At 72.5% G+C, this 22462-nt stretch carries 16 protein-coding genes; 6 read left to right on the top strand and 10 right to left on the bottom strand.

Annotated elements, in window-relative coordinates; genetic code table 11:
- Window positions 1-31: 31 nt before the first annotated feature.
- A complete protein-coding gene (locus ACFYUZ_RS18445; RefSeq protein WP_389310424.1) occupies window positions 32-703 on the bottom strand; it encodes a class I SAM-dependent methyltransferase in 672 nt (223 codons plus the stop codon).
- Between the two features lie 199 nt (window positions 704-902).
- On the opposite strand from ACFYUZ_RS18445, the gene ACFYUZ_RS18440 reads away from it, so the two are divergent.
- Window positions 903-3185, top strand: coding sequence for an MMPL family transporter (locus ACFYUZ_RS18440; protein ID WP_389310422.1), 2283 nt, complete (start codon window positions 903-905; stop codon window positions 3183-3185).
- An 87-nt stretch (window positions 3186-3272) separates the two neighbouring features.
- Here ACFYUZ_RS18440 and ACFYUZ_RS18435 read toward each other — a convergent pair whose 3' ends face one another.
- Window positions 3273-4202, bottom strand: coding sequence for a TIGR03564 family F420-dependent LLM class oxidoreductase (locus tag ACFYUZ_RS18435; RefSeq protein WP_389310420.1), 930 nt, complete (start codon window positions 4200-4202; stop codon window positions 3273-3275).
- A gap of 97 nt (window positions 4203-4299) precedes the next feature.
- On the opposite strand from ACFYUZ_RS18435, the gene ACFYUZ_RS18430 reads away from it, so the two are divergent.
- Window positions 4300-4803, top strand: coding sequence for an HD domain-containing protein (locus tag ACFYUZ_RS18430; protein WP_389310418.1), 504 nt, complete (start codon window positions 4300-4302; stop codon window positions 4801-4803).
- 19 nt (window positions 4804-4822) lie between these two features.
- Here ACFYUZ_RS18430 and ACFYUZ_RS18425 read toward each other — a convergent pair whose 3' ends face one another.
- Window positions 4823-5761, bottom strand: coding sequence for a glycerophosphodiester phosphodiesterase (locus tag ACFYUZ_RS18425; protein WP_389310416.1), 939 nt, complete (start codon window positions 5759-5761; stop codon window positions 4823-4825).
- Between the two features lie 170 nt (window positions 5762-5931).
- On the opposite strand from ACFYUZ_RS18425, the gene ACFYUZ_RS18420 reads away from it, so the two are divergent.
- Window positions 5932-6660, top strand: a complete 729-nt coding sequence (locus ACFYUZ_RS18420) for an IclR family transcriptional regulator (RefSeq protein WP_389310414.1) — start codon at window positions 5932-5934, stop codon at window positions 6658-6660.
- Between the two features lie 155 nt (window positions 6661-6815).
- Window positions 6816-7286 carry a hypothetical protein gene (locus ACFYUZ_RS18415; protein ID WP_123456469.1) on the top strand — a complete coding sequence of 157 codons (471 nt, stop codon included), beginning with the start codon at window positions 6816-6818 and terminating at the stop codon, window positions 7284-7286.
- Window positions 7287-7533: 247 nt separating this feature from the next.
- Here ACFYUZ_RS18415 and ACFYUZ_RS18410 read toward each other — a convergent pair whose 3' ends face one another.
- The 4 genes from ACFYUZ_RS18410 to ACFYUZ_RS18395 form a co-directional block, all read right to left on the bottom strand.
- A complete protein-coding gene (locus tag ACFYUZ_RS18410; protein ID WP_389310412.1) occupies window positions 7534-8976 on the bottom strand; it encodes a GH1 family beta-glucosidase in 1443 nt (480 codons plus the stop codon).
- A 92-nt stretch (window positions 8977-9068) separates the two neighbouring features.
- Complete coding sequence (locus ACFYUZ_RS18405) at window positions 9069-9977, bottom strand: carbohydrate ABC transporter permease (RefSeq protein ID WP_389310410.1); 909 nt, start codon at window positions 9975-9977, stop codon at window positions 9069-9071.
- A gap of 4 nt (window positions 9978-9981) precedes the next feature.
- Window positions 9982-10989 carry a carbohydrate ABC transporter permease gene (locus tag ACFYUZ_RS18400; protein WP_389310409.1) on the bottom strand — a complete coding sequence of 336 codons (1008 nt, stop codon included), beginning with the start codon at window positions 10987-10989 and terminating at the stop codon, window positions 9982-9984.
- A gap of 89 nt (window positions 10990-11078) precedes the next feature.
- Window positions 11079-12422 (bottom strand): ABC transporter substrate-binding protein, encoded by a 1344-nt coding sequence (locus ACFYUZ_RS18395; protein WP_389310407.1) that lies wholly within the window; start codon window positions 12420-12422, stop codon window positions 11079-11081.
- A 367-nt stretch (window positions 12423-12789) separates the two neighbouring features.
- Here ACFYUZ_RS18395 and ACFYUZ_RS18390 point away from each other — a divergent pair, with 367 nt between their 5' ends.
- Window positions 12790-13824, top strand: coding sequence for a LacI family DNA-binding transcriptional regulator (locus tag ACFYUZ_RS18390; RefSeq protein WP_389310405.1), 1035 nt, complete (start codon window positions 12790-12792; stop codon window positions 13822-13824).
- A 227-nt stretch (window positions 13825-14051) separates the two neighbouring features.
- Here the strand turns inward: ACFYUZ_RS18390 and ACFYUZ_RS18385 are convergent, their stop codons facing one another.
- The 3 genes from ACFYUZ_RS18385 to ACFYUZ_RS18375 all read right to left on the bottom strand — a co-directional run bounded on the left by ACFYUZ_RS18385 (window position 14052) and on the right by ACFYUZ_RS18375 (window position 19104).
- Window positions 14052-15563 carry a hypothetical protein gene (locus ACFYUZ_RS18385; RefSeq protein ID WP_389310403.1) on the bottom strand — a complete coding sequence of 504 codons (1512 nt, stop codon included), beginning with the start codon at window positions 15561-15563 and terminating at the stop codon, window positions 14052-14054.
- Window positions 15564-15776: 213 nt separating this feature from the next.
- The gene (locus ACFYUZ_RS18380) at window positions 15777-17531 is read right to left on the bottom strand and encodes a glycoside hydrolase family 6 protein (protein ID WP_389310401.1); all 1755 of its coding nucleotides are present in this window, start codon (window positions 17529-17531) and stop codon (window positions 15777-15779) included.
- A 16-nt stretch (window positions 17532-17547) separates the two neighbouring features.
- The gene (locus ACFYUZ_RS18375; RefSeq protein WP_389310399.1) at window positions 17548-19104 is read right to left on the bottom strand and encodes a cellulase family glycosylhydrolase; all 1557 of its coding nucleotides are present in this window, start codon (window positions 19102-19104) and stop codon (window positions 17548-17550) included.
- A gap of 274 nt (window positions 19105-19378) precedes the next feature.
- Between ACFYUZ_RS18375 and ACFYUZ_RS18370 the strand changes: the two genes are divergently transcribed.
- Window positions 19379-22291: a glycoside hydrolase family 48 protein gene (locus ACFYUZ_RS18370; RefSeq protein ID WP_389310397.1), complete on the top strand. Its 2913-nt coding sequence runs from the start codon at window positions 19379-19381 to the stop codon at window positions 22289-22291.
- Window positions 22292-22462: the final 171 nt, after the last annotated feature.

Genomic DNA, 22462 nt, shown 5'->3' with positions numbered 1-22462 from the left:
GCCCGAATGACGGACGCCCCCGGCGCCGGGCTCAGACGCCCCCGCCGCCGGCCCGGTCGGGGCGCCGCGCGAAGCAGAACAGGTGCTCCTCCGGGACCGCGCGCTCGTCGTCCGGCCGGAAGACCGACACCTCGTGCCGGAGGACGTCGAGGCCGCAGTCCTCCCGCAGCGTCCGCACGTACTCCTCGGCCGAGAAGCTGGAGACCCTGACCGGCCGGCCCATGAACTCGATCTCCACCCCGTCCACGTCCGCCGGCACCGTGGCGGTCACCAGATAGCCCCCGGGCACCACCCAGCCCGCCATCCGCTCCAGGGCGGCGGACGCCTCCGCCCGGCTCATCATCAGCAGCGGGAAGAAGGCGCACACGGCGTCGAAGCCCTCCGGCGGGGCGTCGTAGTCACGCACGTCCACCTGCTCGAACGTGGCCCCCGGCACCTGCGCGCGGGCCAGCCCGACCATCTCCCCGGACACGTCGATGCCCGTCACCGCGCACCCGGCCCGCACCAGGCGGTCGGCGACCGGACGCCCCGTGCCGCTGCCGACGTCGAGGACCCGGGCCCCCGCGCCCAGGCGCTCCGTGAGCCAGTCCACCGCCGCCGACTGCTCCGGCAGACGCCCGAAGGCCCGCTCGTACGCCATGCCCAGGTCGTCGAAGAGCTCCGCCGCCGACAACGTCTTCCGCCCGGCACCCTCGTCCCGCATGTCCGCTCCCTTTCCCGGATGTCACGGGCCGACCGCCCGCCCCGGGCGGCTTCCTACCCGCTTCCCGCCGACTTCCCACCGGCCTTCCCCCGGCCGAGATGCCGGAGCGCGGAGCCGGGCGAAGAATGGACGGGGTAGACCCGCACGACGCGGGTGCCGGAACCGCTCGGGGACTTCCCTATCCGGACACGGGCACGCCATGAACGCAGGAAGCCCGGCCCAGGGCCGGCCAGCATCCACCCAAGGCGCTCTCTACCGACTCGGTCACTGGTGCGCCCGCCACTTCCTCGTCGTCATCGCCCTCTGGCTGGCGGCCGTCGCGGGACTCCAGATCGCCGACCGGGCCGTCGGCGGAATGTTCTCCGACGACTTCGCGCTCCCCGGGGTGCAGTCGGCCGAGGGCCTCGACGTCCTCCAGGCGCACGATCCCGCCGCCGCCGGATACAGCGCCCAGGTCGTCCTGAACGACCCCTCCAAGCCCCTCACGCAGGAGTCGTCCGCGGTCAACTCCGCCGTCACCGCCCTGGCGAAGCTCCCCGACGTCCTCGGCGCCCAGAACCCGCTGCCGCCGCCCGGCACCACCCCGCCCGCGCTCCCGGCCGGGACGCCCAACGTCGGGCCGCTCTCCACCGACGGCAAGACCGCCTACATCACCATCCGCTTCAGCGTGGCGCCCTCCACCCTCGGCACCGACTACCTGAACGGCGTCGACGCCGCCGTCCAGCCGCTCCGGGACGCCGGCGTCACCGTCGAGTACGGCGGTTCGCTCGGCGAACTCGCCCGGCCGGCGGCCGACGACCGCAGCAGCGAGGCCATCGGCTTCGCCGTCGCGATCGTCGTCCTCCTCATCGGCTTCGGCAGCGTCATCGGCGCCGTCATGCCGCTGGTCACCGCACTCCTCGGAGCGATCTGCGGGCTGGCCCTGCTGGGCCTGGCGGCGGCCGCCTTCACCTTCGGGACCGTCTCACCCACCCTGGCCACCATGATCGGCCTCGGCGTCGGCATCGACTACGCGCTGTTCCTCATCACCCGCCACCGCCAGAACCTCATGCACGGCCACGATCCCGCCGACTCGGCCGCCCGCGCGACCACCACCAGCGGCCGCGCCGTCCTCGTCTCCGGCTGCACGGTCATCATCGCCCTCTCGGGCCTGTGGGTCTCCGGGGTCACGTTCATCGGCAAACTCGGCCTGGCGGCCGCCTTCACGGTCGTCACCGCCGTCATCGCCGCGCTCACCCTCGTCCCGGCCATGCTCGGACTCGTCGGCCGCCGGATCGACCGCTACCACGTCCGCAAGCCCGTGGCGGAGACCGACGCCGACCCCGGCACCCCCGCGCACGGCACCTGGCACCGCTACGCGCAACGCGTCGAGAAGCGCCCCTGGTGGTTCCTCACCGGCGGCGTCCTGGTCCTGCTCGTCCTGGCCTTCCCGCTGCTCTTCATCCAGCTCGGCCACATCGGCGACGGCGCCGACCCCGAGTCGTTCACCGACCGGCGGGCCTACGACCTGATCTCCACGGCCTTCGGGCCCGGTGTGAACGGGCCCCTCACCGTCGTCGTCGACCAGTCGGCCGTGCCCGCCGCCGACCGTGCCGCCCTCGGCACCAAGCTCCAGCAGTCGCTGACGGGCGTCCCCGACGCCGCCTTCGTCACCCCGCTGCAGACCACCTCCGACGGGGACGTCCTCGTCGGCACCGCCTACTCCGTGGCCTCCCCGCAGGACGAGAAGACGACCCGGCTGACCAACCACCTCGTCGACGACGTCCTCCCGCAGGCGGTGGCCGGCACCGACGCGCAGACCTACGTCACCGGGAACACGGCCGCCCAGGTCGACTTCCTCGACATCGTCTCCAGCCGCCTGCCGCTGATCATCGCCGTCGTGGTCGGACTCGCCTTCCTCGTCATCCTCGTCGTCTTCCGCGGAGTCCTGGTCGCGGTCAAGGCGGCCGTGCTCAACGTGCTCTCCATCGCCGCCTCGTACGGCGTCGTCGTGGCCGTCTTCCAGTGGGGCTGGGGCGGCCCCGCGCTCGGCGTCAACGGCAAGGTGCCCATCGAGAGCTACGTGCCGATGATGATGTTCGCCATCGTCTTCGGACTCAGCATGGACTACGAGATCTTCCTGCTGTCCCGCGTCCGCGAGGCCTGGCTGCGCACCGGGGACTCGAAGGCCAGCGTGGCCCACGCCCTGGAGATCACCGCCCGGGTCATCACCTGCGCCGCGCTGATCATGGTCAGCGTCTTCGCCGCCTTCATCGTCTCGGACAACATCGTCATCAAGATGCTCGGCCTCGGCCTCGCCGCCAGCGTCCTCATCGACGCCACCGTGGTGCGCCTGCTGCTCGTGCCCGCCGTGATGACCCTCCTCGGCCACCACGCCTGGTGGACCCCCGCCTGGCTGGACCGGATCCTGCCCCACCTGGACACCGAGGGCGAGGAACCGGCCGAGGCCGAGGCGGTGACCCAGGGCGCGGGGAGGAGCTGAGCGGGCGGCCCAGGGCGCGGGGAGGAGCCGAGCGGGCGGCCCAGGACCTGAGCGGGGGGTCCACCAGGCCCTGAGCTGCCGGGCGCCCTAGCCGCGCGACAGCTCGCCGAGGAGCTTCCAGGTGCGGCGGCGGTCGTCCTCACCGCCCAGGTCCGTGGCGGTGAAGACCACCTCCGTCGCCCCCGCCTCGCGGTAGCGCCGCACCTCGGCGGCGACCGTCTCCTCGTCCCCGATCGCGGCCAGCCCGGCCGCCCGGTCGGCACCGGAGAGCTCGATCGCACGCCGGTAGGAGGGAATCCGCTCGTAGAGGGCGAGCGCCTCCGCCGCCCTCTGCCGCACCCCCTCCGCGTCCGCCGTCACCACGCCCGGCACGAGGGCCACGATCCGGGGCGCCGGCCGGCCCGCCGCCTCGGCGGCGGCGGTCACGGCCGGGACGACGTGCCCGGCCAGCGCACGCGGACCCGCGAGGAACGGCAGGACGCCGTCGGCGAGTTCACCGCTGACGCGCAGCGCCTGCGGGCCCATCGCGGCGACGAGCACCGGCACCGGCGGCCGGTCCGCCCCCGGCACCGCCGCCGGGTACGGCGTCGTCGCGGTCAGCAGCTCCCCGTGGAAGTCCGCCCCGCCCGTCTCCAGGAGCGGCCGCAGGGCGGTGAGGAACTCCCTGAGCAGCCCGATCGGCCGCTGGTACGGCAGGCCGAACGCGGTCTCGGTCAGGTGCCGGGTGCCGAGGGCGAGCCCGAGGTGGTAGCGGCCGCCGGTGGCGGCCTGCGCGGTCTGCGCCTGGCTGGAGACGAGCAGCGGATGGCGGCCGAAGATCGGGATCGCGGACGTCCCGACCTGCAGCCCGGGCACCTCGCGCCCGACGATCGCGGCGAGCGAGGGGGAGTCGTACGCGAAGGACTGGCCGAACCACGCCGAGTGCAGGCCGGCGTCGTGCGCCTCCCGCGCGAGGCGCACCGTGTCGTCGATCGGAAGCTGCCGGGAGGTCGAGCTGAGCGTCACTCCAAGGGTCATGCACCGGGCAACCGGGAGCCGCGGAGCGGGCATTCCCGGTTCCGCGTGAACAGCGTGTGACGGCCGCGTCCCCCACGGCCCGGCGATGATGGGGGACATGAAGACTCTCGCCGAAGTGGACGAACTGGCCGACCGCGCGCACGCCGGGCAGGTCGACAAGGCCGGCGTGCCCTACGTCGCCCACGTCCGGGCCGTCGCCGCGGGCCTGGAGCCGCTCGGCCCGCACCTGGCCATGGCCGGGCTGCTGCACGACGTCATCGAGGACACCGGGTGGACGGCGGAGCGGCTGCGCGCCGCCGGGATCCCCGCCCGGGTCGTCGCCCTCGTCGAAGCCGTCACCAACCACCCGGACACGGCCTACGAGGAGAAGCTCCGCCGGATCGCGGAGGACCCCGACGCCACCCTCGTGAAGATCGCCGACAACGCGCACAACAGCCGCGCGGACCGGGCCGCCGCCCTGCCGCCCGCCCAGCGGGAACGGCTGGCCGCCAAGTACCGCGCGGCCAGGGCCGTCCTGTGGCCGGCGGCCGACCCCGGCGACATCGCGACGATCCTCCGGGTGGTCAACCCCGACCTCCTGCCGGAACTGACCACCCGCTGACGGGCCGCCCCGGCGCCGCTCAGCTCGTCCGGCCGGACGACCAGCCGCCCAGCTCGGTGGGGCGGTTCGTGATGACGCCGTCCACGCCGAGCGCGTCCAGGGCCTTCCAGCGCGCCGGAGCGTCGACCGTCCACACGTTCACGGCCACGCCGGCCGCGTGCAGGTCGCCGACCAGCTGCGGACGGGTGGCGAGCGCGGCGTCCGAGACGTTGTACGCGGAGAGGTCCAGCTCCCGGGCGAGTGCGACGGGGTCGGCGTCCAGGGTGCCGCGCAGCAGGCCGAGCGGCAGTTCGGGCGCCAGCTCGTGGGCGTACCGCAGGGACGGGATGTCGAAGCTCTGCACGAAGACCCGGTCCGCCATGTCCTGGTCCCGGACCTCCCGGACGATCCGGTCCACCTCGGCGCGACTGTGCCGGCCCTTGATCTCCAGGAGCAGCTTCCCGCCGCGCTCCCTGAGGTCCGCGAGCTGGGCGGCCAGGGTCGGGACCCGGGTGCCGGCGTAGGCGGGCGCGAACCAGGAACCGGCGTCCAGGGCGTCGAGCTGGTCGGAGGTCAGCGAGCGGATCGGCCCCGTGCCGTCCGTGGTCCGGTCGACGGTGGTGTCGTGCAGGATGTACGGCACGCCGTCCTTGCTGGGCTGGACGTCGTTCTCGATCCAGACGGCCCCGCCCCGCCGGGCCACCTCGTCGGAGACCAGGGTGTTCTCGGGAGCCGCGGACGGGGCGCCCCGGTGGGCGATCACCGTCAGCGGCGCCCCGGCCGCACGCATCCAGGGGCTCGCCGCCACCGTGGTCCTCGCCGCCACCGTGGCCTTCGCCACCGGACGGGAGGCGGACTCCGAGGGCGGTGCGGCGACGACGAACGCGGTCGCCAGCCCCGCGACCACGGCGGCCCCGGCGACCAGTCCGACGGTCCTGCGCCGACGGGACCGGGCGGCGGGCGGTTGAGCTTCTCTCATGACCGCCCACCCTAAGGGGTCCCCCGCCGGGCGGCCCGGGCACGGGGCGACACGGCCGGGCGCGCAAGCCCTTCGCCGTAATGGTCCGGTCTGCGGCATCGTGTACCCGTGCCCGCAGCCGCGCCATCGGGGGACCACGGCCGGGCGTAGCGAGTCAGGGGGACTCATTCATGGACACCGGAACGGGACGGAGAACGGGCGGCGTCGCGAGGACGGCCGCGCCGGGGGGCCAGGAGCGCGGCCGGGGAGTGCTGGAAGGGGCGTTCGCGCTGCTCGACGCCCTGCGCCGGAACGGCGACGAGGCGGGCGTGACCGAACTCGCGCTCGCCTGCGGAGTGCCCAAGGGCAGCGTCCACCGGCTGCTCGACCAGCTGGTCGGGGTCGGCGCCGTCGAACGGAAGGGCAACCGCTACCGGGTCGGCCCGCAGCTCTACCGCCTCGGCCAGGCCTGGGAACCGCACCCCGGTCTGCGCCCCGCCGCCCGGCTGCCGCTCCAGCGCCTCCGGGCCGTCACCGGCGCCAGCGTCGTCCTCGCCGTGATGCGCGAGGACATGGCCATCACCGTGAGCTCGGTGCCCGGCGACCTGGAGCCGCTCCTCCCCGTGCGCGACGGCATCGCCTTCCGCCTCGACACCGCCGCCGGGAAGGCGCTGTGCGGGCCCCTCCGCGGCGGGGCGGTCCTCGACCAGGAGGACGTGATGGAGGGGGTGTGCTGCGCCGCGCTGCCCGTCCGCGCCCCGGACGGCCGCACGGTCGCGGCGCTCGCCGGCATGGTCCCGGCGGGCCGCCGGCTCGACGCGCTGGCCCAGGCCGTCGCCGAGGCGGGGGCCGCGGTCACCCGCGCGCTGGCCCGGGGCGGCAGGCGGGCACCGGTCCCCACGACCGCCCTCGTCCTGTGACCCGGCGCCGTTCCACCCAGCGGAACGCGCGTAGAGCCGGGACCGGGCCGCCCGGCACAGTGGGTGTCGTGCCGAGGGGAAACGGCACACCGGGCCGCCGGGAAGGCGGACCGGGCACCACGTCACACCAGTGACCCGATGTGTGGGGGGACCACATGCGCAAGAACCGAGTCGTCCGAGCCGCCGCCACCGCCCTGCTGGGCCTCGGCAGCCTGGGAGCCTTCGCCGGCACCGCGCACGCCGAGCCGATCGACTACGTGAAGATCGAGCTGTTCGAGCTGCACTGCCAGCAGAACAGCGAGGGCGACCACGACGAGGCCTACCTCAAGATCACCGACGCCAACGGCAACGCCGTCAAGGTCTGGCCCGGCAACGGCATCAAGTACCAGACCATGGGCACCGGCTACGTCCGCTCCATGGCGGACGGCAACGGCAACGCCGCGCTCATCCTCGGCAAGGAGCAGGCCCGCACCCTGACCCTGTGGGACTACGACTCCACCAGCAGCGACGACAAGCTCGGCGCCACGCTCGTCACCGGCAGCGAGGTCGGCGCCGAGACCCAGTGGCGCACCGTCGAGGGCTCCGGCGGCGTCTACGTCATCGGCTACCGCGTCGTCGACATCTGACAGCCGATCAGCACCTGGGGGAAGGGTCGTGGGGGGGGGCCGGCCCCGCCCCCCCCCCCCCCCCCCCCCCGGGGCGCCGCGGGGGGGGCCGCCGCCCGCCCGGGGCCCCCCGGCCGCGCCCCCCGCGGGGGGCGGAGGGGGGGGGGGCCCCGGGCCCCCCCCCGCGGACCCCCCCCCCCCCCCCCCCCCCCCCCCGGGGGGGGGGGCGGGGGCGGGCCCCCCCCCCCGACCCTTCCCCCGTCCCGCGTCAGTGTCCGCCGGGGGCGTGCAGCTCGCCCGAGCGGGCCACCCGGGCGTACCAGCGGGCGCTGGACTTCGGGGTGCGCTCCAGGGTGTCGTAGTCCACCCGGACCGCGCCGAACCGCTTCGCGTAGCCGTACGCCCACTCGAAGTTGTCCAGCAGCGACCAGAGGAAGTAGCCGCGGACGTCCACCCCGTCGGCCATCGCCCGGTGCACCGCCTCCAGGTGCGCGTGCACGTAGGCGGACCGCTCCGGATCGTGCACCGAACCGTCCGGACCGACCACGTCCTCGTACGCCGCCCCGTTCTCGCTGATCACCAGCGGAAGATCGGGGTACGCCGTGGAGACCCGGGTCAGCAGGTCGTACAGCGCGCTCGGGTCGACCGCCCAGCCCATCGCCGTCGGCTCGCCCGGCGCCCGGTGGAAGGCGACCGCGTCCGCGCCCGGCCAGGGCGAGTGCTCGCTGTTGCCGTGGCCGTCGTCCTGCGGCTTCTCCCCGCCCTCGGGCACCGTCGAGACCACCGTCGGCGTGTAGTAGTTGATCGCGAGCAGGTCCAGCGGCTGGTGCGCCGCCGCGGTGTCGCCGTCCCGGACGAAGGACCAGTCGGTGAGGTGCGCCGTGTCGGCGAACAGGTCCTCCGGGTAGGCGCCCTCCAGCATCGGCCCCAGCCAGATCCGGTTGCCGACGGCGTCGATGCGACGGGCCGCGTCCAGGTCCTCGGCCGAGCCGGTCAGCGGACGGATCTCGTGCAGGTTGAGCGAGACCGCGATCTGCCGGTCCGCCGGCAGCGCGGCCCGCAGCGCCTGGACCGCCAGGCCGTGCCCGAGGTTGAGGTGGTGGGCGGCGCGCAGCGCGGCCACCGGGTCGGTCCGCCCCGGCGCGTGCACCCCGGAGCCGTACCCCAGGAAGGCGCTGCACCAGGGCTCGTTGAGCGTGGTCCACCGCTTCACCCGGTCGCCGACGGCCGCGGCGACGATCCCCGCGTACTCGGCGAACCGCTCGGCGGTCGCCCGCTCCGGCCAGCCGCCCGCGTCCTCCAACTCCTGCGGCAGGTCCCAGTGGTAGAGCGTCAGCGCCGGCTCGATCCCGGCCGCGAGCAGCTCGTCGACGAGCCGCCGGTAGAAGTCGAGCCCCTGCTGGACGGCCGGGCCGCGGCCGGTGGGCTGGACGCGGGACCAGGACACGGAGAACCGGTAGGCGTTCAGGCCGAGTTCGGCCATGATCCCGACGTCCTCGCGGAACCGGTGGTAGTGGTCGACGGCCACGTCACCGGTGTGGCCCTCGAAGACCTTGCCGGGGGTGTGCGAGAAGGTGTCCCAGATGGAGGGGGTGCGGCCGTCCTCCGCCGCCGCCCCCTCGATCTGGTACGCGGCGGTGGCCGCGCCCCACAGGAAGTCGGCGGGGAACGAGCGGACGGCGGTGAGCGGCCGGGTTTCGGGCGCGGTCATAGGAGAGGGCTCCCAACACGATGACGGGTACGGGTAGGGCGGCACTTCGGCGCGCCGGCGCTCCGGTACGAGCGGAGGCGGGCGCCGGGCGGTCAGCTCTTGACGGCGCCGGCCGTGATGCCGCCGACGATGTGCTTGCCGAGGAAGGCGAAGACCAGCAGCAGCGGCACGGTGGAGATCAGGGCACCGGTCAGCACCACGGCGTGGTCCACGCTGTGGTTGCCCGCGCCGAGGCCGGCGAGCGCCACCTGCAGGGTGGGGCTGCCGTCCGGGGTGAGCGCGATGAACGGCCAGAAGAAGTCGTTCCAGGCCTGGACGAAGACCAGCATGCCGAGCACGGCCATGGCCGGCCTGGCCACGGGGAAGACCACGTGCCAGATGATCCGGAGGCTGTGCGCCCCGTCCATCCGGGCCGCCTCCACCAGCTCCACCGGCAGCGCCTCCAGCAGGAACTGGCGCATGAAGAACACGCCGAAGGCGGCGACCAGCGAGGGCAGCACGACCGACTGGAGCTGGTCGAACCAGCCGAGGTCCGTGATGATCCGGTAGAGCGGGATGACGCTGAGCTGCGGCGGGATCGTCATCGTGGCGACCACCAGCGAGAGCAGCATCCCCCGGCCCCGGAAGGGGAGTTTGGCGAAGGCGAAGCCGGCGAGCGTGGAGAACAGCACGGTGGACAGCGCCACCAGGCTGGCCACGACCGTGGTGTTGACCAGCGCCTCGCCCATGTCGACCTGGTTCCAGGCGAAGCTCAGGTTGTCCAGGAGCCGCTTGCCGGGCAGCAGCGGCGCCGGGGCCTCCACGACCCGCTCGCCGGTGTGGGAGGCGGCGACCACGTTCCAGTACAGCGGGAAGAGCGAGACGAACGCGGCGACGACGAGCAGGACGTACGTCACCGGTCCCGCGTGGTGCTGACGGCCGGCCGACGGGCCGAAGCGGCGTCCCGGCCGGGCCGCCGGGACCCCGGCCCCGACCGGCGTCGTGTCGAGTGTGCGGGCCATGAGGTCATCCCCCCAGCTTCGTGCGGTTGCGGCGGGAGACCAGTGCCTGGACGCCGCCGATCAGGAGGAGGAGCAGCAGCATGACCCAGGCGATCGCGGAGGCCTGTCCGAGGGCGCCGGTCACCCAGCCCTTCTCGTACATCAGCAGGCTCAGCGTCTGGAACTGGTTGCCGCTGCCGCCGCTGATGCCGACGCTGCCGCCGAAGAGCATCGGCTCGCCGAACAGCTGGGTCGCGCCGATGGTGGAGACGATGACCGTGAAGAGGATCGTCGGCCGGATCGACGGGATGGTGACGCTGAGGAACTGCCGCCAGCGCGAGGCCCCGTCGAGCGAGGCCGCCTCGTAGAGGTCCTGCGGCACGGCCTGCATCGCGGCCAGGTAGATCAGCGCGTTGTAGCCGGTCCAGCGCCAGGTGACGATCACCGAGATCGCGATCTGCGCCGGCCACCTGGACGACTCCCAGTCCACGGGGTCGATGCCGATCCAGCCGAGGAGGCCGTTGATCATTCCGTAGTCGGTGTTGAACAGCTGGGCGAAGACCAGGGTCGCCGCCGCGATCGAGGTGGCGTACGGGGCGAGGATCGCGACCCGGAAGAAGCCTCGGCCGCGGAGCCTGTAGTTGAGCAGGTGCGCCAGGCCCAGGGCCATGAGCAGCTGCGGAACGGTCGAGATGACCCCGATGGTGAAGGTGTTGAGGAGCGCGTTCCAGAAGAACTCGCTGGTCGCGAGGTCGGTGTAGTTCTCCAGGCCCTTCCACGTCGGGTCGCCGCCGAGCTCGACCCGGTTCAGCGAGAGCCAGCCGGTGTAGAGCAGCGGGAAGAGCCCGAAGGCCGCGAAGGTGAGGAAGAAGGGGGCGATGAAGACGTACGGGATCGCCTTGGTGTCCCAGCGGTAGAGCCTGGCGCGCAGGCCGGCCGGGGCCGCGCGGCGGCCGCGGGGCCGGCCGGGGGAGGAGGGCGGTGCGGCGGGCGGCGGGGAGCCGGCCCGCTTCGCCCGAACGGAGGTGGCCACGGGGGCGTCCTTCCAGGTCGATGCGTGCGGTGGTGCGGACGGTGCCGGTCCGCCGCCCGCAGGCGACGGCGGACCGGCAGGCGCCCCCGCTACTGGTCGATCTTGTCGTCGACCAGCTTCTTGACGTTCTCCCAGGCCTTGGCCGGGTCGGTGCCGCGCTGCTCGATGTCGAGGATGCCGTTGTCGGTGAGGAAGGTCTTCACCTGGCCGTCCCAGCGGCTGATGCTGGCGGGCGTGATCCTGGCCGCGGCGCTGGAGAAGATCTTGCCGACCGGCGTGTCGCCGAAGTACGGCAGCTTCGCCTCCTGGACGGCGACCGAGGTGAGCGTGTCCTTGGACGAGGGGATGTTGCCGTTGACCGCGAACACCTTGGCGTGCTGCTCCGGGGCGGTCAGCCAGGCGGCGAGCTCGGCCGCCTCCTTGGTGTGCTTCCCGGACTTCGGCACGGCGAGGAAGGCCCCGCCCCAGTTGCCCGCGACCGGCGGCGCGGCGATGTCCCACTTGCCCTGGTTGGCGGGGCCGGCCTGGTCCTTGATGATGCCGGTCATCCAGCTCGGGCAGGCGACCGTGGCGAACTTCGAGTTCTTGAAGGCCGCGTTCCAGGTGCCCTTCTCGTCGAACTGGCGCAGCTTGGCGGTGAGTCCGCCCTGAGCCGCCTTCACGGCGGTCTCCCAGGCCTTCTTCACGCCGGGGCTGTTCTCCCAGTCGAGCTCGCCGCTCGCGTTGGCGTACTGCACCGGGTCGCTGGAGACGACGGCGTTGAACAGGCCGCTCGCGGAGTCGTGGAAGGCGGTGCCGGCGGGCGCGGCCGCCTTGTACTTCTCGCCGGTCGCGATGAACTTGGACCAGTCGCCGGCCCACAGCCTGCCCACCTCCTCGCGGGAGGTGGGCAGCTTGGCCTTGGCGAAGAGGTCCTTGTTGTAGCAGATGGCCATGGGGCCGATGTCGGTGCCGAGGCCGATGACCTTGCCGTCGGCCGTCGTCGCCTGCTTGACCTTCCAGTCGAGGAAGGCGCCGAGGTCCGCACCGCCCTCCTTGCCCAGGTCGACCCACTTGTTCGCCATGGCGGTGCCGGTCGCCTCGGCGATGTAGCCCACCTCGACGGCCTGGATGTCGGCGAGGCCGCTGTTCTGGGAGAGGCGCAGCTTCAGCGTGTCCCAGTACTTCTGGCCGTCGGAGACGTTCGACTCCTCGATCTTGATGTTCGGGTGGAGCCGCTCGTACTCGGCGTAGAGCTTGGCGCCGGTCCTGTCGTCGTAGCCGAAGGAACCGAAGGTCCCGATCCGCAGCGTGACCTTCCCGGCACCCCGGCCGTCCTTGCCGGCGTCGTCCTCGCCGCCGCCGCAACCGGTGAGCAGGGTCGTGCCGGTCACGACGACGGCGATCGCCGCGATCGCCGCGCGGCGTCCGCGTCTGCTGCTGGAAGTGCGCATTCCACTCTCCTCGTCCAAGGTGGTGCTCTTCGTGCGCCAAGAGGCCCGGCCGGCTGATCGCGGCTCGGCGGCGTCCGCCAGGACCTGATGCAAGGCTGTGTCGCGTCCCGATGGGAGCGCTCCCACGTCGTTGCCGGAAGGTTGCTGCCTGGCGGGTGCGGGTGTCAAGAGATGAACGCGGATTCGTTACCGGAAGGTTTTCCGGGGGTTTCGCGGCCCCTGACGGGACGTCGGCCGTCATCTCCTGAACGCGGGCGCGTGGCGCGGCGGGGTGGCGGTGGACTAGTGTGGGAGCGCTCCCATGCTTCCTGGTGGTCATCCGGGCAGGTGAGCGGCGCGTTGTCCTACGAGGGGAGTTACGGGAGTCGTGAACGGACGGCAGAGCGGCAGACCCACCCTGGAGCAGGTCGCGGCCAGGGCCGGGGTCGGCCGGGGCACGGTCTCCCGGGTCATCAACGGCTCCCCCCGGGTGAGCGAGCAGACCAGGAGGGCCGTCGCCCGGGCCGTCGCCGAACTCGGCTACGTGCCCAACCAGGCGGCCCGCGCCCTGGCGGGCAGCCGCACCGACGCCATCGCGCTCGTCATCCCCGAGGCCGAGGCGCGGCTCTTCGCCGAGCCGTACTTCCTCGACCTCATCCGCGGGGTCAGCGCCGAGCTCGCCGAGGCCGACAAGCAGCTCCTGCTCACCCTGGTCCGCAGCGAGCAGGAGCGGCAGCGCTTCGAGCAGTACCTCGCCGCCCAGCGCGTCGACGGGGTGCTGCTCGCCTCGGTCCACGGCGACGACCCGCTGCCCGACCGCGTCAGGGAGCTGGGCCTCCCGGTCGTGCTGAACGGCCGCCGGACGGAGGCCGAGCCCGTGCCGTACGTGGACTCCGACAACATCGGTGCCGGACGGGCGGCCGTCGCCCACCTGGTGGCGCGCGGCCGGAGCCGTGTCGCGACCGTCACCGGACCCCTCGACATGTACGTGGCGCGGGCCCGGCTCGGCGGCTACCGGGCCGGGCTCACGGAGGCCGGACTCCCGCCCGACGAGGGCCTTGTCTCGGCCGGGGACTTCACCGAGGAGGGCGGCCGGCGGGCCATGCGGCGGCTCCTGGACCGCCGGCCCGACCTGGACGCCGTCTTCGCCGCCTCCGACGTGATGGCGGCCGGCGCGCGCGGGGCGCTGCGGGAGGCGGGCCGCCGGGTCCCCGAGGACGTGGCCCTCGTCGGCGTCGACGACTCGCCGGTCGCGCGGCTCATGGACCCGCCGCTGACGAGCGTGCGCCAGCCCATCGAGGAGATGGGCCGCACGATGGCGCGGATGCTGATCCGGGAGATCCACGAGAGCGCGGGGACCGCCCCGGAGGAGCCGCGCCGGCACGTGCTGCCGACGGAGCTGGTGGTGCGCGACTCGTCCTGAGGAAGCCCCTGGAGGGCGCCCGTCGATCAGGCCGGGCCCACGGCCCGGGCTTCACCCTGGGAGGCGCCCGGCTTCACCCGGGAGGCGCCCGCTCGGGCGACGGGGGCAGGCCGTGGAGGCGCAGGACCCGGCTCACGCCGGGCCGCCCGTGGAGCCGCCGCGTTCGCCGCGGCCCCGGAGCCGTACAGGGCCCCGACGCCGGACCGGGGCCGTCCGCGCCACCCTGCTCAGAAGCGGAACCGCGCCTTGATCGGGTAGTGGTCCGACTCGCCCGCGTCGGCCGTCACGTCACACGGGACGACGGTCCCGGCGGACGGGCCGAAGAGGTAGTCGATCTTGATGCTGCGGGTGGCCAGCGGCTTCGTGGCCCGGCCGTCACGCGGCCGCGTGGCCGACAGGCCCTCGTCGCACTCCCCGTCCGCCGCGTAGGCCGACGTCATGACGTCCTTGGGAGCGTCCGTCGAGGCGGAGTCCGGCGGGACGGAGTTGAAGTCGCCGCCGTAGACGGTCCGGTAGCCGGGCTGGGTGTACGAGTGGACGATCTCCTGGAGCTTCGCGGCCTGTTCCCTGCGCTTGGAGCCGTCCGCGTCGTCCGTCGACAGACCGGCGCTGAAGTGGGCCGTGCAGAACTGCAGGGCCTGGGCCGGGAGGACGGCGCAGATCGCGGTGCGCTGCTCCATGCGCACCCACTCGGTGTCGACGGTCCTGTTCTGCGGCGACGGCAGGTCGTACGACGTGTACCAGACGTTGGCGTCCGGCACCGCGAGACCGATGCCGTAGGAGCCGCGGTCCTTCCAACCGGATTCCGCCGAACCGGCGTTGTCACAGGTCCTGGCGGCCTTCACCGAGGACTTGTCGACGGTGTACTTGATGGGGGCGAAGCGCACGTCCCATCCGGTCCCCGTCTTCGCCTCCAGCCATGTCTCGATGGTCTTGGCGTGCGATTCGCACATCTCCTGGAGGAACACGGCGCGGTACTGCTGCGCCTCCGCCGTGGTGCCCATCCGGTCGGTGATCTGGGCTCCCAGGGAGGGCCCTTCCACCCGGTGGTTCCCGCAGGCGGAGTTGTGGTTGGCGCAGACGTTCCACGACATCACGCGGAAGTCGGCCGCCGGAGCGGGGGAGACGGGGGCGGGGCGGCCCCCGGAGTCGCTCGCGTTCTCCTCGCCCAGGTGGACGAGCTGGAACTTCTGCCAGGAGCCGACGGAGTCGCCCCGCGCCCGCAGCAGCCCCGCGTCGTTTCCGGGGTCCTGCACCTCGGCGGTCACGTACTTGTAGCCGTCGTTCGTGGCGGCCTTCAGTGCGTACGTGCCGTCCGTCTGCTTCTCGAGCTGGATCTTCTCCCAGTCGCCGACGGTGGTGCCCCGGGCCCGGAGCAGGTTCTGGTAGGTGCCCGTGTAGCCACGCTCGGTGGTGACGTAGTTCCCGTTCGCCTCCGAGCGCAGGGTGGTGCTGAACCCCTTGTCGTCGGTGTGCAGCGTGAACTTCTCCCAGGAACCCAGGTCCTCGAGCGTGGCGGCGGCCTTGCGGGCGCGCAGCATGGCTTCTCCGCCGCCGGTGGTCGAGACCTCCACCGACACGTAGAGACCGCCGGCGCCCACGGACCTGAGCGCGTACTTGTCGCTCGCGGTGACGGGGACCGGCCGGGCTTCCACCGCGTGGGCCTGCACGGGTGTCATGGCGATCATCGCGAACAGAGCGGAACACAGCACCGCCAGGCGGCGCGCTGTCTTTCTCATCCTCTTACCTCGCTCAAGGCTGGTGGCGGCCGAACGCGGCACGCTAGGTGCTGCCGCGGCCGCGCGCAAAGACCACGAGCGGTGTTCGTCAGGTCCCCTGGACGTCGCCGCGCGGTCCGGGGACGTGGTTGCGGAGCCCCGGAAGGTCGATGGAGGGCGTGCGGACGACCCCGGGGGATCCGGATCCCCCGGGGTCGAGCGGTTCGGCGGGGGTTACAGCGCCGGGTGGGCGTTCTTCAGGAGCTCCTGGAACTGGGCCGAGAACCACTGGCCCGCGAGCGGGGCGTCCGGCAGCGCGCCCGACATGCTGTTCCCGTTACGGACGTTGCCGGTGTACGTCGGGTCGCACATGCGGTCGAAGCCCTTGCCCTCGTTGTTCGGGATCTCCTTGGAGGCGCCGTCGGACTCGCCCGGGGGCTTCATCCAGACGTACGCGTCGATGCCCGCGGCCGGAGCCGCCTGGGGCCGTTCGCCGAGACCCGCTCCGGACTGGTTGCACCAGTTGCCGGGGTTGAGGCGCCGGTCGTAGCGGCCGCCGTTGACGTACGTGTCGACGCTGGTCGTGGCTCCCGGGCCGGTGGGCCGGGCGGTGCCGCCCCAGCCGTTGCGGGAGGTGTCGATCAGCATGCCGAGGTGGCTGTCGAAGCCGAGCGAGACGAGCTTGGTCCGCATGGCCTGGGCGTACGACAGCTCGTCGGTGTACCGGTTCCAGTCCACCCACTTGGACTGGCGCACGGAGACGCCGTTCACCGTGTCGTCGATGGTGAAGTGGTCCTCCTTCAGCGCGCTGTAGTTGGCGGTGTTGACGATGAAGCCGTGCACGTTGGAGAGGGTCGATCCCTCCGCCGTGGCGGCCTGCTTGAAGAGTTCGGCGGAGGGGCCGAAGTTGTCGTCCCAGCCGAGCCAGCCGTGGTGGCCGGCGTCGACGTAGTTGTAGACGTTGGGGATCGCGCCGAGCTTCTTGAGCGCGTAGCCGACGCCGGTGATGTAGTTGCCGTTCGCCTTCATGACGTCGCAGTTGGCGGTGGCCGTGGAACGCCCGGAGACGTTCGTGACGAGGTTGGGCAGCGAGTCGATCTCGACGGTGGTGACGATCCGCAGGCCCGCGTACTTGGAGTCGGCGAGGATCGCGGCGATCGGGTCGATGTACTCGGTCTTGTAGCGGCCGATCTCCGTCGGGCCGAGCTCGCCGTTGGAGGCGAGCGCGGCGCAGTCGCGGCCGGGCAGGTTGTAGATGACCAGCTGGACGACGAGCTCGCCCGAGCCCTTCTGCTTCAGGGCCTCGTCGAGGTGGGCGCGCAGGCCCATGGAGGTGCTCGAACCGTTGACGACGGCGATGCGGTCCAGCCAGACGCCGGTGGGCTGCTGGGAGACCTTGGCGCCGCCGGGCTCGGCCGCCGCCTTCGCGGACCACTCGGGGTTCACGTACACCTTGGCGCCGGCGTACGGGTTGTCGGCCCTGGTGCCGGCCGGCGGGGTGGTGGGCGGTGTGGTCGGCGGGGTCGTCGGGGGAGTGGTGGGCGGGGTGGTCGGCGGGTCGGTCGGCTGCGTGGCGGTGTTGCAGGTGACGCCGTTCAGCTTGAAGACGGCCGGGACGGCGTTGGTGCCGCTGTAGGAGCCGTTGAAGCCGAAGGAGGTCGAACCGCCGGTCGCGAGAGCTCCGTTGTAGGACATGCTCTTGGCGGTGACGGCGGCCCCGGCCTGGGTGATGGTGGCGTTCCAGCCCTGGGTGACCTGCTGGTTGCCGGCGTAGGTCCACTCCAGGGTCCACGAGGACGTCGGGTCGCCGGTGTTCGTGACGACGACGCTGGCGCCGAAGCCGGTGTTCCACTGGTTGGTGATGCTGTAGTCGACCTTGCAGCCCGGGGTGGCTGCGCCGGCGGTGGTGCCGAAGACCGTGGCGGTGGCTCCGGTCGCGGTGACGAGGCCGAGGGCCGCCAGGAGGGCGGTGCGGCTGGTGCGGCTCATGGGGTGGGGGTTCCTCTCAGGAGGTGAGGGCGCGCAGGTGATCGCGCAGCCCGATGCCGAAAGCGGTGGGGGTGCCGTCGTACGAGGTGATCAGCGCGGGACCGGAGTTGCAGTTCCACGTGTTCCAGGTCCAGCCCAGGTACGAGAGGCCGCGGTCGTCGAACCACTTCATGACGCGGTCGACGAACGCGTGTCCGCAGGTGTTCTCGCCGATCTCGCCCGCGAGGAGGGGCACCGCGGCGGCCACCGGCGCGAGGGTGTTGCTCCAGCACGTCTCGTCGGCGCAGGTGTTGAAGTTGTAGACGTGCCAGGCGGCGGCCAGATTGCCCGCCGGGTCCGTGGGGCGGTACGTGAGCCACTGGCTCAGGTCGTTGGAGTACGCGAGGCCCGGGACGAGGACGAGGTTCCTCGCCCCCGTGGCGCGGACGGCGTCCACCAGGTCCTGCATGCCGGCGACCTCGTAGCCGATGCCGGGGCAGGTGCCCCCGTCGCGCCAGCAGGACCAGGCCTGCGCCGCGGTGGAGGCCGCCCGGTCCGGGTAGGGCTCGTTGAAGAGGTCGAAGACGACCCGCTTGTCGTTCTTGAAGGTGTTCGCGACCGAGGTCCAGAACGCCGGGGTGTACCGGGCGCCCGGCATCGGCTTCTGGCAGGTGGCGTGCGTGTCGGAGCAGCCCGCCGAGTTCCCGGTGTACTGGCCGTGCGTCCAGTGGAGTTCGACCACGGGGGTCATCCCGTGGGCGAGCACCTTGGCCACCAGGTCCTTGACGGCGGCGACGTAGTTCGCGCCCCGGTACTCGGGCTTGACGTTGTCGAGGCCGAGCCAGCACTCCTCGTTGAGGGGGATGCGGACCGTGTTGGCCTTCCAGTCGGCGATCGCCTTGACGGAGGCGTCGTCGACGGGACCGTCGAAGAAACCGTAGCCCTGGACGCACATGAACTCGCCTCCGGAGCGGTTGACGCCGAGGAGGCGGCGGGTGGCGCCGTTCTGGTCGACGAACTTGTTTCCGGAGACGCCGAGTTCGGGTGCTCCGGTGACCGGGACCGGGGTGGTCGGGGGAGTGGGGGGCGGGGTCGTCGGGGTGGTCGGGGTGGGGGTCGGTGTCGTGGGTGTGGGTGTGGGTGTGGGTGTGGGGGTGGGGGTGGGCGACGGCGCGTCCGTGTCGCACGGGGTGCCGTTGAGCGTGAAGGCGGTGGGCGCGGTGTTGGTGCCGGTCCAGGAGGCGATGAAGCCCGTCGAGACCTTCGCGCCCGTGCCGAGCGCGCCGTTCCAGCTCTCGTTCACCACCGTGACGGACGCCCCGGACTGGGACCACTTGCCGCCCCAGCCCTGACCGACGACCTGGCCGGCCGGGAAGTCGAAGCCGAGGCTCCAACCGTTCAGCCCGGCACCGCCGTTGGTGACGGTCACGGCGCCCTGATAGCCGCCGGCCCACTGGCCGACGACCGAGTACTCCACCGTGCAGGTGGGTGCGGCCGCGGCTCCTGAGGCCGTACCCACCACGGCGAGAGCGGTGCTCGCCGTCGTGAGCGCCGCTCCTGCGAGCAGCGCGGACAGACGTGGGGGATGTCGCATGAGCGAGTCCTCGCAGCGAGGGCACACTCCTGACGGTGTGCCGACTGGATGGAATCGCTCCCACTGGGTCGGGGCAGACCGTAGCGCCAACTGCCGCCAAGCAAAAGAGGAGTTGGGTAAATTCCCCGGCTTTTGGCTTCGACTTCCTCACGCACCTTGACGGCGTTGGGCCCCAACTGCACAGTGGGAGCGCTCCCACTGGTTCAGGGCTTGACCGTCGCACCTCCCGCTCTTCGCACCCCGACCTCTCCGAGCCGCGAGGAGAACCACCCCCATGGCACCTCTCCGACAGAGAACGCGAACACGACGGCGCCTGACCGCGCTGGCCGCATCGCTCTCCCTCCCCCTCGGCCTCACGGCCGTCGGCACCACGACGGCCCAGGCCGCCGCCGTCCGGTGCAGCGTCGACTACAGGACCAACGACTGGGGTTCCGGCTTCACCGCCGAACTCACCCTCACCAACCGGGCCGCCGAGCCCCTGAACGGCTGGACGCTGACGTACACCCACGCCGGCGACCAGAAGCTCACCAACGGCTGGAACGGCGTCTGGTCGCAGTCCGGCAAGAACGTCACGGTGACCAACGCGTCCTGGAACGGCACCCTCGCCCCGGGCGCCGCCACCACCACCGGCGCCCAGTTCGCCTACAGCGGGACCAACGCCGCCCCGACCGGCTTCGCCGTCAACGGCACCCCGTGCGCCGGCGCCCACCAGCCCCCCGTCGCGGTCCTGACCAGCCCCGCGCCGGGAGCCGTCTACACCGAGGGCGACGCGGTGCCGCTCGCCGCCACCGCCGCCGCGGCCGACGGCGCCACCGTGGACAAGGTGGAGTTCTACAGCGACACCACCCTCCTCGGCACCGACACCACCGCGCCCTTCACCTACGGCGCCACCGGCCTCGCCACCGGCGCCCACTCCCTCTACGCCAAGGCCTACGACAGCCTCGGCGCCTCCGCCGAGTCGGCGCCCGTCGGCATCACCGTCGCGGCCGGACCCGCGCTCGTCGCCTCACCGACCCAGCTCGGCGTGCGCCAGGGCTCCACGGGCACCTTCGACCTGAAGCTCTCCACCGCCCCGACCGCCGATGTCACGGTGAGCATCGCCCGCACCTCGGGCAACACCAACCTCACCGCGACCCCGGCCGCCCTCACCTTCACCCCGGCGAACTGGAACACCGCCCGGAAGGTGACCGTCGCCGCCGCGGCCACCGGCACCGGCTCCGCCGTCTTCACCGCGACCGCCCCCGGCCACGCCAAGGCCGAGGTCACCGTCGCCCAGCTGGCCGCGGACTCCACGTACGACGCCCGCTTCCTCGACCTCCACGGGAAGATCACCAACCCGGCCAACGGCTACTTCTCGCCCGAGGGCATCCCGTACCACTCCGTGGAGACCCTGATCGTCGAGGCCCCCGACCACGGGCACGAGACGACCTCGGAGGCGTACAGCTACCTCATCTGGCTCCAGGCCATGTACGGCAAGATCACCGGCGACTGGACCAAGTTCAACGGCGCCTGGGACACCATGGAGAAATTCATGATCCCCACCCACGCCGACCAGCCCACCACCTCCTCCTACAACGCCTCGAAGCCGGCCACGTACGCCCCCGAGTGGGACCTCCCCTCCCAGTACCCGGCGAAGCTCGACTCCGGGGTCGCCTCCGGCTCCGACCCGATCGCCGCCGAGCTCAAGAGCGCCTACGGCACCGACGACATCTACGGCATGCACTGGATCCAGGACGTCGACAACGTCTACGGCTACGGCAACGAGCCAGGGAAGTGCTCCGCCGGACCGACGGCGACCGGCCCCTCGTACATCAACACCTTCCAGCGCGGCCCCCAGGAGTCCGTCTGGGAGACCGTCACCCACCCCACCTGCGACAACTTCTCCTTCGGCGGGAAGAACGGCTACCTCGACCTCTTCACCGGGGACTCCTCCTACGCCAGGCAGTGGAAGTTCACGGACGCCCCCGACGCCGACGCCCGCGCCGTCCAGGCCGCCTACTGGGCCGACCTCTGGGCCAAGCGGCAGGGCAAGGGCTCCCAGGTCGCCACGACCGTCGGCAAGGCCGCCAAGATGGGCGACTACCTGCGGTACGCCATGTTCGACAAGTACTTCAAGAAGGTCGGCGACTGCGTCGGACCGGCCGCCTGCCCGGCCGACACCGGCAAGAACAGCGCCCACTACCTGCTGTCCTGGTACTACGCCTGGGGCGGTGCCACCGACACCTCGGCCGGCTGGTCCTGGCGCATCGGCTCCAGCCACAACCACAGCGGCTACCAGAACCCCCTCGCCGCCTACGCCCTCAGTTCCTACGCCCCGCTCAAGCCCAAGTCGGCGACGGGCGCGGCCGACTGGGCCACCAGCCTCGGCCGGCAGCTGGAGTTCTACCGCTGGCTCCAGTCGGACGAGGGCGCCATCGCGGGCGGCGCCACCAACAGCTGGCAGGGCCGCTACGCCACCCCACCGGCCGGCACCCCCACCTTCCACGGCATGTACTACGACGAGAAGCCCGTCTACCACGACCCCGCGTCCAACCAGTGGTTCGGCTTCCAGGCCTGGTCCATGGAGCGGGTCGCCGAGTACTACCAGCAGACGGGTGACGCCAGGGCGAAGACGGTCCTCGACAAGTGGGTCTCCTGGGCGCTGTCGAAGACCACGATCAACCCGGACGGCACCTACCGCGTCCCCTCCACCCTCCAGTGGTCCGGCGCGCCCGACACCTGGAACGCGACGAGCCCCGGAGCCAACGCCGGACTGCACGTCACCGTCGCCGACTACACCGACGACGTCGGCGTCGCCGCCGCCTACGCCAAGACGCTCACCTACTACGCGGCCAAGTCCGGCCACGCCGAGGCCGAGCGCGTCGCCAAGGCCCTCCTCGACGGCATGTGGAACCACCACCAGGACGCACTGGGCATCGCCGTCCCGGAGACCCGCGCCGACTACAACCGCTTCGACGACCCCGTGTACGTGCCGAGCGGCTGGACCGGCACCATGCCGAACGGCGACGCGGTGAACTCCTCCTCCACCTTCGCCTCGATCCGCTCCTTCTACGAGGACGACCCGGCCTGGCCGAAGGTCGAGGCCTACCTGGCGGGCGGCGCCGCGCCCGTCTTCACCTACCACCGCTTCTGGGCCCAGGCGGACATCGCCCTGGCCATGGGCTCGTACGCGGAGCTGCTCGAATAACAGCCCGCCCCGCGAGAGCGGGCTCCGCGCACGACGAGGCCGGGCGGCCCTCCCCTCGGGGGACCGCCCGGCCTTCGGACGTCCGAAGGCCGGTGATCGACGGACAGGACCCGGAGCCCTCGTGCCCGTCTGGACAGCTCGTCGAGCCGCCGCCTAGGGTCGTGAGCCGAA

This window comes from Streptomyces sp. NPDC004266 (assembly GCF_042874095.1).
Lineage (GTDB): Bacteria > Actinomycetota > Actinomycetes > Streptomycetales > Streptomycetaceae > Streptomyces.
The sequence above is the reverse complement of the archived record's forward strand: the minus strand, read 5'-3'. Positions and strand labels throughout refer to the sequence as shown.